Origin of the sequence: Chitinophaga sp. LS1, from assembly GCF_034274695.1 — a bacterium.
Classification (GTDB): domain Bacteria; phylum Bacteroidota; class Bacteroidia; order Chitinophagales; family Chitinophagaceae; genus Chitinophaga.
This window is the reverse complement of sequence record NZ_CP128362.1, coordinates 669,402-682,700: the sequence shown is the minus strand read 5'-3', so window position 1 is coordinate 682,700 and position 13,299 is coordinate 669,402. Positions and strand designations below refer to the sequence as shown.

The following is a 13,299-nucleotide window of genomic DNA, read 5'->3' as shown; positions in this document are numbered from 1 at the left end:
TTGTTCAGTGTGTGACATTTTCAATCAAATTTTAACACCATGCGGAAACTTTTAATTTCCCTTATCATCATAACATTGATCTCCTGCGTAAAGGAATCAAGAATTGAAATCCCTTATGCTGGTGACAAGATCGTTGTAAACAGTCTGATTCAACCTGACAGCCTGATCTATATCCGTGTCACCCGCAGTAAACAAGTGACGGAATATCAATTTGACCCATTAGACTCCGCAACCGTTGTATTGACAGAAGACGGCATTACCCTGCCCACCCCCACTTACACATTGATAAATGGGTTAGGATATTACGTATCGCACGCTGTTGCAAAGACGGGTAGTCATTATTCCATTCATGTGGACAATGATGGATTAACTTCTGTAAGTGCAGGTGACAGCACACCAATACGTCCGCTGATCAGCGACGGGTATGCACAACGCACATTCAACCGGGTTCGCTTTACCCTGAAGGAAAATGGCGCTACCTCCGACTACTATCGTGTACGCATCTTCAACGCAGATTCTGTCGATGGCAAATGGGTAATTGACAAGAGTGATACCATTCACTTCAGACTTGACCCTGCATTAAATAATGATCTGCCTGACATCATCACCAATGATTACAATAGTGAGTACATCATAACGGATGCAAATTTCAATGGTAAAACTATACAGTTTGTACTACAGACCCAGAAGGAAGTCAGTAGCACGCACATGATCATAGAAGTAAGTTCGCTCACTCCTGCAGCCTGGCAGTACTTACAGTCTACATCATCTCAAAGGTTGAGCGATTCGCAAAACATTTCCCTTGATCCGGAAAACGTTTATTCAAATGTAGAAAACGGATATGGTATTATGGCTGGCATTAATGCGGCAAGGCTCCTCTTTACTGTAGAATAACTCCCTTACTTTTCGATCTGATACTTCGAGACGATTTCGTTTAATCGACACGATAGCTTTACACATTCTGAAATAATAGTACTATCCAGTTCGGTGTACCCTGCTGATTCTAATTCGTACAATTGAGGATAGAGTGAAGCCATGAGACGTTTTGCCGCAGTGATCAATCCATCCTGGAGATTGACGATTTGTGTTTGTTCGCGCATAGTATTTTGATAGTACGGCGATAATGGATTTAACAATTCTTCCCAATCCATGGGCTTAAAATTTTCTGGTTACAGGTAAAAATATTAAAACAATGGATTGGAGGGTTTGGTTTAACGATTATGCAAATTGAGTAGTTGTTTTTTTTTGATTCAGGTATTGTCATGAAAAAAAGCATCCACTTTTAGTGGAGTGTTTAGCTTTTTTTAGGGAGGGGGGCGCGGTTTGCTAACTGATACAAATAGCGCGAGGTTTTGTTTTTAGGAGAGGGGGTGCGGTTTGCTAACGGACGCAGATAGCTTTATTTTAGGGAGTGAGCGGCTTGCTAACGGATACAGAAAGCAAAAGCATTTCATTTGTGTGGAAATAACCTGCGGCCAGCTTAAAATATTTCAGGAAAACCGAAATCACCGTTCATCCTTATTTTTCTTTTTGCGTAAAGATTGTCATAAAATTTTCCCGATTCGATTAGTTCTTTACATTTCTATGACATAGCTTTGCATTACTCAATTACTCCGCCGCACATCATCGACCTTTCTGGTATATCTCCGCATACCATTCAGGCTGGTTGATAATCAATATTTATTGACTTGACTTACTGTCAGGGGATGCTAATATCCTCATGGGATTTCTATGTCCTGACTGTAATAAACATATTAAAGAAACCTTGCCGGAGCATGGCGGAGTAAAGTGCTTCCGGTGAGCGATGGTTGGCCCGCAACCCCGGGTAGGGTCAACCATTATTTTTTCTATCAAACTTATTTTAAAGATTTTATGAACCGCTTGATCGTCCTGACCGCTGCATTACTTGTGGCGATGAATACTTTTGCCCAGAAGAGAATTGTTTCCCTGAATGGCGCCGTTACTGAAATTGTTGTTGCATTGGGTTTTGAGAAAAATATTGTGGGTGTGGATGTAACCAGTACTTATCCTGCCAGCATGCAACAGGTTGCCAAAGTAGGGCATAATAGAAATATCTCTGCAGAGCCGGTGTTGGCACTTAATCCTGATCTGATTTTGGGGACGGATAATTTTTTACAGCCGGCTGTGATTGAACAGTTTAAGACTGTGGGAGTGAAGACACAGATTTTTAAACAGGAATTTTCTATTGAAGGGACTAAGAAGTTGATTACTGAAGTGGCTGCTGCGTTGTTGGTGCCGGCAAAAGGTGTTGCACTTGTTAAACAATTAGAGAAAGAGCAGGCGGCACTGAAAATAAAGCCGACTGGTAAGAAGGTGTTATTTATATATGCACGTGGTGCGGGTACTATGTTGGTAGCGGGTGCAGGAACCCCTACGGAAAAAATGATTACACTGGCAGGAGCACAGAATGCTGCTAATAGTTTTAATGATTTTAAACCCCTGACACCAGAGGCGTTGGTGACAGCTAATCCTGATATTATTTTGATGTTTGATGATGGGTTGAAGAGTATGGGTGGAGTTGATGGGTTGTTGAAGGTGCAGGGAGTGCAGCAAACGACTGCCGGGAAGGAGAAGAAGGTGGTGGTGATGGATGGGGCTTTGTTGACGGGTTTTGGGCCCAGGGTGATAAGTGCAGTGAAGGAATTGGCGGGGAAGTTGAATAGTTAGGAAGGGGAGGATGTTAGGAGGATCTGTGGTGGTAATCGGAAAATTAGTGATTAAGGTGTTTGGGATTTCGGCTTTGGACGCTGGAAAGTTAATGACTAAGATTTTCAGGAATGTCGGCGTTGGTAGCTGAATATTTAGTGACTAAGACGTTCATGGATCTCGGCTTGTGACGCTGGAAAGTTAATGGCTAAAATTTTCAGAAATGTTGGAGTTGGTAGATGAATGTTTAGTGACTAAGACGTTCATGGATCTCGGCTTGTGACGCTGGAAAGTTAATGGCTAAAATTTTCAGAAATGTCGGAGTTGGTAGATGAATGTTTAGTGACTAAGATTTTCAGGAGTAACAGTACCGTTAAACAGAATAGTTAATGAATAAGATATTTAAGAATATCAGTGCCATTGGTGGGCTTAGCATACTATTGGTACTGGTTATTCTCATTGCTACAGGTACCGGTGCCATGCATATGTCACCGCTGCAGGTGCTGGCTATTCTTCTGCACAAAGCAGGTATCCATATCCCTATAGTTTATGAAGAAAATATGGAAGGGGTGTTGTGGATGATCCGCTTGCCGCGTGTGATATTAGGTGTGTTGATTGGTGCGGGATTAGGTGTGGCAGGGGCTTCTTTGCAGGGACTATTTCGTAACCCATTGGCTGATCCGGGTTTGATCGGGATTAGTTCCGGTGCTTCGATGGCTGCTGTGGTGATGATAATTGTACAAAGTTCGTTGCCTATATTTCAATCTGTTCCCTTACTGAATTTTTATTCGCTCAACTTCGCTGCTTTTGCAGGTGCGATTCTTACGACGTTGTTTATTTTTAAAGTAGCGCGTAGTGGCGGACAGGCAGTGATATCTACTATGTTGTTGGCAGGTATTGCAGTGAGGGCTTTGTGTGAATCAGTGACTGGGTTGATGACGTATGTGGCGAATAATGAACAGTTGAGAAGTATTACGTTTTGGTCATTGGGAAGTTTGGGAGGTGCGAGTTGGACGACGGTGATGGGGGTGACACCTTTTATATTAATACCCGTTATCTTATTGCCGGGTTTGGCACCTGCCATCAATCTTCTGGCTTTGGGTGAAAGAGAAGCGATGCATAGTGGTGTGAAGGTAGCGCGGCTAAAGGTGCAGTTGGTGATATTGGCTACCATGGCGGTGGCGGCGGGTGTGGCAGTGGCTGGGATTATTGGATTTATTGGGTTGATAGTACCGCATATTGTGAGGCAGTTTACAGGGCCGGATTATAGAATTTTGATACCTGGTGCTGCGTTGTCAGGTGCCGTGTTGCTTACGATTGCAGATTTGTTGTGTAGGACGATGATTGCACCTGCAGAATTGCCGGTGGGGATTATTACGGCTGTGATTGGTGCACCGTTTTTTATTTGGCTGATTGTGAAGGAGAAGAAGATGATATTGGCGTGATGTAGTTATTGATTGTAAAGGAGAAGAGGATGATACTGGCGTGATGTTATGGTTGCTGATTGTGAAGGAGAAGAAGATGATATTGGCGTGATGCTGTTGTTGATTGTAAAGGAGGAGAAGATGATACTGGCGTGATGTTATTGTTGCTGATTGTAAAGGAGGAGAAGATGATATTGACGTAATGTTGTTATTTGTGATTGTAAAGGAGGAGAAGATGGTACTGGTGTGATGTTGTTATTGGTGATTGTGAAGGAGAAGAGGATAATACTTGCGCGATTTTGTTATTGCTTATCATAAAGGAAAAGAAGACAATACTTTCCTTACGCTTTTATCACTTATAGTAAAATAATAGAAGACAATACTGGAATAATGTTGCACATTAAAAATATATCGCTCACACTGGGGAAAATGCCAATACTCAAGGGTATCAGCTTTGACGCATCGGCAGGAGAACTTTGTGTAATCATGGGAGCCAATGGTGCAGGAAAATCTACGTTGCTGAAAGTGATTGCCGGTGAGTACCCAACTTACAATGGAGACGTGATGATTACCGGAAAGGAGCTGCGTAATATACCAGTAGCACAGCAAGCTACCACCAGGGCTGTGCTATCACAGCACGTAACATTGAACCAGGCGTTTTCTGTGCAGGATGTAGCAGCAATGGGAAGGTATGTATATAGCAGGAATTTAGGATCACTGGATAAGGAAATTGTGAAGAGTGCATTGCAGATCATGCAAGTCTATGACCTGAAAGACAGGGCTTATCCAACCTTGTCCGGTGGGCAAAAGCAACGTGTGCAGATGGCGAGAGTATTAGCGCAGTTGCTGGAAGCACCGGGTTTGCAGGAGCTGGATTATACTGGTAAAAAGATGTTATTATTGGATGAGCCAGTTACGGGTATGGATATTCTGCATGAACAGCTGGCTTTGCAACTAGCGACGAAGCTGACTGCTGCCGGGGTATTGGTGGTGGCTGTATTGCATGATTTTCAGTTGGCCGCTGCATTTGCACATCGTATAATATTATTAAAAGAAGGAGCATTGTATACACAGGGTACTGTGGATGACGTGTTTACTTCAGCGCATATTAAAAATAGTTTTGGAGTGGATGTGTCGATATTGTCGCATCCCCAATGTAATTATCCGCTGGTGGTTACCGCCGCTACCGCTGGTTTATTTCAATCACCTGCCAGGAAGGCATTAAATGTTTTTTAAAAAATGAATGAAATTGTAACACCAACTCTGAAAGACCAATGGATCGCATTTCGGGCAGAAAATCCTAAAGTAAGGATTCGCGATGCGGCAAAACAATTGCAGGTAAGTGAGGGCGAGGTGGTAGCAGCCTGTACTGGTACGGCTGTACAACATCTGAAAGCAGCGTTCCCTGCTTTGATGGAGCGTATGCCTGAACTGGGTAAGGTAATGGTGCTGACACGCAATGAACATTGTGTGATTGAAAGGAAAGGTTTGTTCGAGCAGGTGGATGCTGCTGGCAGACATGTAGGTACTGTGTTGGGAAAAGATATTGACCTGCGTATGTTCTTTGGTCGCTGGAAGTTTGGGTTTGCAGTGAATGATGATGCGGCAACAGGGTTCAAGCGTTCTATCCAGATCTTTGATGCACAGGGAAATGCGATTGTGAAGATTTATGCAGTAGAACAGACAAATATTACAGCATGGGATAAACTAGTGACTGAGTTTACCGCTGATGAACAACCACTGGGAATTACAGTATTGCCTGCTCCGGCGCCGCCTGTTCATGCGAATGAGACGGCGGATAAAGCGGCTTTCCTGGAAGGATGGGCTGGTTTGCAGGATACGCATGATTTCTTCCCTTTGTTGATGAAGCATAAAGTTTCCCGTACGTATGCGCTGGAAATTGGAGATGGGAAGTTTACGCGGAAGATAGGTAAGGAAAGTGTGAAGACGATATTGGAGAGTGCGGCGGCGAGTGGTTTGGAGATCATGGTGTTTGTGGGTAATCCTGGGAATATTGAGATTCATACAGGAAAGGTGGAGAAGATTGTGGAGATTCCAGGATGGATCAATGTGATGGATGCTGATTTTAATTTGCATTTGAAGACGGATGATATTGCGCAGAGCTGGGCCGTGCAGAAGCCAAGTGTGGATGGTGTGGTGACTTCGGTGGAAGTGTTTGATGCGGAGGGGGAGATGATTGCACAGTTCTTTGGGAAGAGGAAGCCGGGGAATCCGGAGTTGGCAGAGTGGAGAGAGTTGGTGGCGAAGTTATAAGAGCAAACTATAAAAGCAACATACAAAAGCTCCTGCCCTCGGCTGGAGCTTTTGTATGTTGGAGGGCAGGGCCTGCGGGTGGCTAAAAAAATACGGTATATTTTATAGGAGGAAAACTTTGAGGTGGCATGCAGTTTTTCCTGTTTAGGTAAATCCTTTTCCCGAATCGATCTATCACCATTCTGATTCCCCCTTACTTTTGTCACATATTAATATCCTACGAAACCCTATTTTTAAAACAAGATATTATATGTGTGACATCAGGACTTTATGTATAAAGAATACGGCACAAATTAGCCATTGTATGCACTGTCAGACGATTTTCATCTGGCATAATAATTTGTTACTCAATTTCTCCCCTCAAGACTTTCAGTTCTTTCGTGAAACGATGAATAGACAAGACTTTGTAGATTGTTGTATGGTCTTCCCTGATGGGGAAGAAAGAGTCATCATTCACGCCCCTTGTAAGGATATCAGCTTTACTTTTACCCAGGATGAATTCAATGACCTCAGAGATGCGATCGATGAGGCGTTACTGCTACAGCAGGTGTATGAATTGATACGCTAGGTGGCTGAATTGGTAGATTGAATTTTTGGGGTCGGGGTGCTTGGTTTCAGAATTGGTATGGCTAAGTTTCAAAATTGACATACTAAGGTTTCAGAATTGGTATGGCTAAGTTTTAAAATTGATATACTAAGATTTCAGAATTGGTATGGCCAGGTTTTAAAATTGATATACTAAAGTTTCAGAATTAGTATGGCTAAGTTTCAAAATTGACATACTAAGATTTCAAAATCGATTCATTAAAGTTTCCTTATTGCGTAAATCATTTTCCTGATCAGATTATTTGAAGCAAAGATTCTTTATGATCTTTGCTTCACAATTTTACTCCGCCAGTGTTCTGTATTGTGTGACTGTTTACTCCGCGACAGCTTACACAATATCTTATTTTTTCCGGTATCATGGACTAACATCTATGTCCCTTAACTGCCTGTGTTCGCACCGCATGCAGCCTGGGAAAGGTATCTCGACTGCAATCAAAAAATACTTATGAAGTTTAGGGTAATTCTATTAGCCTTGCTATTCGCATGTTCTTACGAATGCTGGGCTCAGATTAAAAAAGGAATGGATTCGGTACAGTTAAATGATGTTGTGGTCACAGGACAATACACCCCACAATCATTAAAGCATTCTGTATACCAGGTGAGGACCATTACTGCTGATTATATTAAAATGCGGGGTGCTACCAACATTTTAGGTGTGCTGGATAATCAGTTGGGTATTCGCTTTTCTAATGATAACACATTGGGTGAAACTGATGTGGAACTCATGGGAATGTCTGGTGCTGAAGTGAAGATCTTACTGGATGGTGTGCCGTTGGTAGATCGTGGAAGTACCCGCCAGAGCCTTGCCCAGATTGATGTACATAGTATTGAACGTATTGAGATTGTAGAAGGACCGATGTCTGTTGTCTATGGTACAGATGCACTCGCAGGTGTGATTAATATTATTACGAAGAAGTATAATGGCGATAAGCAATTGTCTGTAAATGCGAGTGTGCAGGAAGAAACTGTGGGCAAAGAATATGCAGCACTGGATGGTAAAGGTCAACACAATGCATCGTTGGGGTTGCGCTGGAGTGATCATGGTTATTTTGCTGGAGCAGGTATTACGGGAAATAATTTTGGTGGATGGAGTGATACGCTGACTGGAAGAGCTAAGGCATGGCATCCGAAGGATCAGTTGATGACTTATGGTACAGTGGGCATTGACAGGAAAAATGTGAAGGCCTGGTATCGTCTTGATTATCTGGATGAAGATCTGGCTGCTAAAGGAGATATTAATTATGATAATGGAAAAGCGACAGACGCACATTATCTGACTAAAAGATATACACATCAGGCACAGGCGATGTGGCAGGTGAATGATGACCTGAGTCTTAATGGTGCTTTGTCTTACCAGGATTACAATAGACATACACGTACTACTATTAAAAACTTTACTGATGGGTCGGAAACTTTGTCTACCGCTTCAGGTGCGCAGGATGTGACTAAATACAATGCGGTGTTCTTTAGAAGTACAGCGCAGTATGCCCTGAATTCTCATCTGTCTTTTCAGCCGGGTGTTGAATATAGTCGTGATGCCTCGTCCGGACAGCGTATAGAGGGTACGCCCAGTATTTCTAACTATTCTCTTTTTGCTTCTGCTGAATTAAAACCAATTGCAGGTATCAATATCCGCCCGGGTGTCCGATTTAGTAAGAATTCTATTTACGATGCGCCTCCGGTGATACCTTCTTTGAATGTAAAATTTGCATTGTCTAAGACATTGGATTTGCGTTTGTCATATGCCCGTGGTTTCAGGGCGCCGGCTTTGCGTGAGTTGTATTTTAACTTCTATGATGCGAGTCATGCTATTAAAGGGAATACCAACCTGAAGGCGGAATATTCTAACAGTTTTACGGGATCATTGAGCTGGCAGGCGATTCAGTCTGGGAAAGTGAAATTGAATGTAACGGCGACCGGGTTCTATAATGACTTTGATAATATGATTGACTATGCGTATGTGGCGAATAGTGATACGATGACTTATGTGAATATTGCCAAATTCAAAACTACGGGTGGGACGCTGATGGGTAAGCTCAATTGGAAGAACCTGGATGTGAGTGTAGGGGCTTCTTACATTGGTAGATACAATGAATTCTCTGATGATGATACTTATAAGGCGACAGATCCTACGCCTACTTTTATGTGGACGCCAGAGGTGAATGGGAATGTTACTTATAATATGAGGAAAATTGGGACTACGCTAAATCTGTCTTATAAATATAATGGTGTGAGACCTACATATGAGTCAGCGACGGCTACAGATGGTACGACTTATTTGCATCAGGTGAAGTCGGCAGCTTATAATATGGCGGATTTTACAGTGATGAAGTCGTTGACAAAGATGTTCAATATTAATGCTGGGGTGAGGAATATATTCAATGTGACGAATATTAATAATAGTACGGCGAATAGTGGAGTGGCGCATAGTGCGGGGACGCAATTGCCGATGTGGTATGGGAGGAGTTACTTTTTGGGGGTGAGTTTTACGTGGGATAGGAAATAATCCCAATGGCATTGCTTTAAAGAACAAGCAGCATTGTTATAAACTAATTCCAAATGGGTTGCTATAAACTAATCTCAAGCAGGGCTGATATAAACTAATTCCGAATGGGTTGCTATAAACTAATCTCAAGTATGGTTGATATAAACCAATTCCAGACGGGTTGTTATCCATAAAATAAAACAATATGATCCGATTCGATATCTCAATAGAACAGGAAATAATTCAATTGCTCATAAAATACAATTCAAAAATTAAAAACTCTATGAAATTAAGCAGACTTTTACTCGTGCTGGCGGTTGCTACTACTGGTTTATTTAGTGCATGTAGTAAAGATGATGATGCCACTGTGGTGATTGCTCCTTCTGATGGATCCGAATTAACTTTAGATGGCGGCGGCGGTACTGGCGCACCAAACACTGTATATGTTGATATGAGTACTGATTCAGCAACTGCTGTAAAACGTCTTAGCTGGTCACTGGGTTTTTATAGCGGTAGTGATTATAGAGTTATTCTGAATAGCTTTAGCGCTATGAGTGCAAAAGTGACTACTAAAACTGATATTACTGCGGTGACTACTGATGATGCCAGCGGTGTAAGTATGGCGATTGGTCAGGGTCAGGGTACGCTTAGCATGATCGATGATGTATATGGTGATCTGAGTGTTACTGTGATTGCTGAAGTATCTGCTACTGCTGATGCGAACTATGTATACCTGGTAAAAGCAGAAGATGGTACTACCGATCCTGCTACCTGGTATAAAGTGAAAATTACCCGCAATGGTACGACTGGTTATACTTTACAATATGCTTTACTGGGTGCTACGACTATTAACTCTGTTACTATTACTAAGAATTCCAGTTATAACTTTGTGTTCTTCTCATTTGCTACCAATGCTACAGTGAGTGTAGAGCCTAAGAAAGCTGAGTGGGATTTTGCATGGTCTTATGCAGCGTATTATACTGCTACTATTCCTTATTTCTTCTCTGATTTTGTGGTGATCAACCAGTATGCTGGTGTGTCTGCTGCCAAGGTGGATTCTACTGTGGTTGGGTATTCAAGTTTTACGAAGGCGGATACGGCTTCACTGACTTTCTCTTCTAAAAGAGATGCGATTGGTAGTAGCTGGAGATCTACCAGCAGTGGTATTTACAAGCAATATTATTATATCGTGAGAGATCCGGCGGGTAACTATTATAAGCTGAAGTTTGTGAGTATGGGGATTAATGATGGTGGTGAGAGAGGGTATCCGGTTGTGGAGTATGCATTAATTAAAGAATAGGCGAATTTTTTGAGGCTTGCTTCGCAAACCTCAAAAAATTCGAGGGGGGAATTCTTCAACGTTTTGCATGCGCAAAACGTTGAAGAATTCCCTTTTTTCGCGAAAGCGGAAATCATAATCCCTCACTTTTTAGTAAGCACTCCTTATTTTCCTGATTGCGTAAATGGTTTTCCCGTTTCGTCACTTCCCTGTCACATTCCCTTCCTACTTTTACACCACTCCGCCCCGAACCAAATATATTATTGTACCCGATATGCTGTAGATAGCAGTATCCTTCAATTTTCATGCGTACCAGCAAAGATTTATACACGCTCTTCATATTGTGTTGTAGCAGTTTATGTGCCTTTAGTCAATCCGATACCTCCCGTACTTTGAAAAGTGTGGAAGTCAAAGCCGTGCACCTGGAAACACTTACCAGCAGGGCTGCCATGCCTGTGACTGTGATTAGTCGCAAGACACTGGAAATGATGGGCAGCCGCCGACTGGATGAGGTGATGCGGGAACAGACGGGTATTGCGATTGTCAATGATGTCTCTGCAGGGTCGAGGGCAATTGGTATGCAACTACAAGGGTTTAGCGCTGATTATATTTTGATTTTAATTGATGGTCAACCTATGATAGGTAGAAATGCGGGAAATTTCGACTTGTCAAGAATTACTGTTTCTGATATTGAAAGAATCGAAATTGTGAAGGGGGCCAGCTCGAGTTTGTTTGGGAGTGAAGCATTGGGAGGGGTAGTGAATATTATTACCCGCCAACATATTGATGCGGCACAGGGGCAGGCTATTGTAAGATATGGTTCGCAGCATACGCAGGATTTTACTTTGGAAGGGGAAACACCATTTGGTGGAGGTACTGATAAGAGTGGTAACGGCTCCCTCAATCTATCAGGTAATTTTTATCATACCGATGGCTACAATGTGAATTCCTTCCTGAGCAAAGGTGCGACCGCACCACCTTATGATAGTTATAGTCTGCAGGGCCGGCTTCGGTATAAATTGAATGTTAACAATTCACTAAACATTGCCGGTCGATGGGCACTCCGTAATTCTATCAATGAATCTGTCTATAGCAGTAGTCAGGTGACGAATACTACCAGGGATGTACTGCATGAAAGTGATGTGAATGGAGCGATTGTCTGGCAGGTTAACCTTAATAAAGGCAGGAACGCTAATCCTGATAAAGGCTGGCAGGCTAACCTTAATAAAGACAGGAACGCTACTCCTGATAAAGACTGGCAGGCTAACCTTAATAAAGACAGGAAAACTAACCTTAATAATGGCTGGAACGCTAACCTTACTAATACCTGGCAACTAAAAACACAGTACTACCTGACAAGATATAGCACTACTCAGGATGTAAGTACAGGTAAGTCTGCACAGCTGAGCTCAAATGATTTTACCCAATACTATCATCGCTTTGAGGAGCAGGTGCAATATGTTGTGTCGAATCAGTTATCATTTGCCGGGGGCATAGGAGGTAATCTCGAAGTGATGGATGGGAATGATTTAAAAAGTGAGTATGCCTATGCTCAAGGTGACTGGAAAGTGAATAACCGCCTGAGTTCCCGTTTGGGTTTCCGCTATGACCATTCTGATTTTTATGGCGGCAGACTCAATCCCAGCGCTGGATTGAAATATAGTTTGTCAGAAAAAATATCGTTGACCGCTGCTTTTGGAACTGGTTATAAAACACCTGATTTTCAGAAGAGATACCAGGTATTTACCAATCCACAGGCAGGATATACCGTATTGGGTGTGGAAGAAGTAGCTATTCAGTTGGCCGCCATGCAGGCAGCAGGGTTGATCAGTGAGGTAAGACCTGTGGCAAAAGATATCAGTGCTGCACTGAAACCCGAAATGGCTGTCTCTTACAATGTTGGAATGAGTTATACACCTGTTCAAAAAATTCGCATCGATGTGAATGGCTTTTACAACCAGCTGCACAATTTTATCAACACTGTTCAGATTGCGACCCGCACAAATTTTCAACCCGTTTATTCCTATATCAATCTCGACAGATCTTTTACCGGAGGCGTAGAAGCCGGTATCAGTACACATGTACTGAAAGGCCTGGACATATCTTTCGGTTATCAGTTACTGTATGCGAAGGATAGAGGGATTATGGATTCTATCAGGACCGGCGCCTATCCATACAATAAGATACGTAACAATAATACAGGAGAGACGAGGGCATCCAAAGTCAGTGATTATATCGGTCTTGAAAACAGATCCAGGCATATGCTAAACCTACGTGTGTTTTATGAATATGCTCCCTGGGGCATCAGCGCTACTTTCCGCGCGAATTATAAGAGCAGGTCCGGCTATGATGATGCAAACAATAACCGGTTTCTGGATACCTACGATACATTCATTGATGCCTACTGCCTGGTATATGCTTCTATCGAAAAGAAACTTTGCAAAGGTCATCTGGCTGTTCAGATCACAGCAGACAACCTCATGAATTATACGGATATGTTGATGCCAGGACAACCCGGACGCATCCTGATGGCCGGGTTGAAATGGCGACTGTTTAAACAATAA

Annotated in this window: 10 protein-coding genes; 9 read left to right on the top strand and 1 reads right to left on the bottom strand. The window is 42.6% G+C overall.

What is annotated here, in order from left to right; translation table 11 throughout:
• The first annotated feature begins 39 nt into the window (after positions 1–39).
• Positions 40–894, top strand: a complete 855-nt coding sequence (locus QQL36_RS02820; protein ID WP_083720169.1) for a DUF4249 domain-containing protein — start codon at positions 40–42, stop codon at positions 892–894.
• A 5-nt stretch (positions 895–899) separates the two neighbouring features.
• Here QQL36_RS02820 and QQL36_RS02815 read toward each other — a convergent pair whose 3' ends face one another.
• Positions 900–1,151 (bottom strand): hypothetical protein, encoded by a 252-nt coding sequence (locus QQL36_RS02815; protein WP_083720170.1) that lies wholly within the window; start codon positions 1,149–1,151, stop codon positions 900–902.
• Between the two features lie 721 nt (positions 1,152–1,872).
• On the opposite strand from QQL36_RS02815, the gene QQL36_RS02810 reads away from it, so the two are divergent.
• The 8 genes from QQL36_RS02810 to QQL36_RS02775 all read left to right on the top strand — a co-directional run bounded on the left by QQL36_RS02810 (position 1,873) and on the right by QQL36_RS02775 (position 13,299).
• Entirely contained in the window at positions 1,873–2,688 is an 816-nt protein-coding gene (locus QQL36_RS02810) for a helical backbone metal receptor (protein WP_321568826.1), read from the top strand.
• Positions 2,689–3,056: 368 nt separating this feature from the next.
• Positions 3,057–4,112, top strand: a complete 1,056-nt coding sequence (locus QQL36_RS02805; protein ID WP_083720172.1) for a FecCD family ABC transporter permease — start codon at positions 3,057–3,059, stop codon at positions 4,110–4,112.
• A gap of 369 nt (positions 4,113–4,481) precedes the next feature.
• Positions 4,482–5,327: a heme ABC transporter ATP-binding protein gene (locus QQL36_RS02800; RefSeq protein WP_321568825.1), complete on the top strand. Its 846-nt coding sequence runs from the start codon at positions 4,482–4,484 to the stop codon at positions 5,325–5,327.
• A 3-nt stretch (positions 5,328–5,330) separates the two neighbouring features.
• Complete coding sequence (locus QQL36_RS02795; protein ID WP_083720174.1) at positions 5,331–6,365, top strand: hemin-degrading factor; 1,035 nt, start codon at positions 5,331–5,333, stop codon at positions 6,363–6,365.
• A 250-nt stretch (positions 6,366–6,615) separates the two neighbouring features.
• A complete protein-coding gene (locus QQL36_RS02790) occupies positions 6,616–6,933 on the top strand; it encodes a DUF6686 family protein (RefSeq protein WP_306460907.1) in 318 nt (105 codons plus the stop codon).
• Between the two features lie 483 nt (positions 6,934–7,416).
• Entirely contained in the window at positions 7,417–9,477 is a 2,061-nt protein-coding gene (locus tag QQL36_RS02785; protein ID WP_083720176.1) for a TonB-dependent receptor plug domain-containing protein, read from the top strand.
• A 262-nt stretch (positions 9,478–9,739) separates the two neighbouring features.
• Positions 9,740–10,756 (top strand): HmuY family protein, encoded by a 1,017-nt coding sequence (locus tag QQL36_RS02780; protein ID WP_321568824.1) that lies wholly within the window; start codon positions 9,740–9,742, stop codon positions 10,754–10,756.
• 284 nt (positions 10,757–11,040) lie between these two features.
• Positions 11,041–13,299 (top strand): TonB-dependent receptor, encoded by a 2,259-nt coding sequence (locus QQL36_RS02775; protein ID WP_321568823.1) that lies wholly within the window; start codon positions 11,041–11,043, stop codon positions 13,297–13,299.

What these genes read in the sequence shown, in the direction of transcription:
- QQL36_RS02795 (WP_083720174.1), top strand. Translation starts at nt 5,331, where the DNA reads ATGAATGAAATTGTAACACCAACTCTGAAAGACCAATGGATCGCATTT.
- QQL36_RS02820 (WP_083720169.1), top strand. Translation starts at nt 40, where the DNA reads ATGCGGAAACTTTTAATTTCCCTTATCATCATAACATTGATCTCCTGC.
- QQL36_RS02775 (WP_321568823.1), top strand. Translation starts at nt 11,041, where the DNA reads ATGCGTACCAGCAAAGATTTATACACGCTCTTCATATTGTGTTGTAGC.
- QQL36_RS02815 (WP_083720170.1), bottom strand. Translation starts at nt 1,151, where the DNA reads ATGGATTGGGAAGAATTGTTAAATCCATTATCGCCGTACTATCAAAAT.
- QQL36_RS02800 (WP_321568825.1), top strand. Translation starts at nt 4,482, where the DNA reads ATGTTGCACATTAAAAATATATCGCTCACACTGGGGAAAATGCCAATA.
- QQL36_RS02790 (WP_306460907.1), top strand. Translation starts at nt 6,616, where the DNA reads ATGTGTGACATCAGGACTTTATGTATAAAGAATACGGCACAAATTAGC.
- QQL36_RS02780 (WP_321568824.1), top strand. Translation starts at nt 9,740, where the DNA reads ATGAAATTAAGCAGACTTTTACTCGTGCTGGCGGTTGCTACTACTGGT.
- QQL36_RS02810 (WP_321568826.1), top strand. Translation starts at nt 1,873, where the DNA reads ATGAACCGCTTGATCGTCCTGACCGCTGCATTACTTGTGGCGATGAAT.
- QQL36_RS02805 (WP_083720172.1), top strand. Translation starts at nt 3,057, where the DNA reads ATGAATAAGATATTTAAGAATATCAGTGCCATTGGTGGGCTTAGCATA.
- QQL36_RS02785 (WP_083720176.1), top strand. Translation starts at nt 7,417, where the DNA reads ATGAAGTTTAGGGTAATTCTATTAGCCTTGCTATTCGCATGTTCTTAC.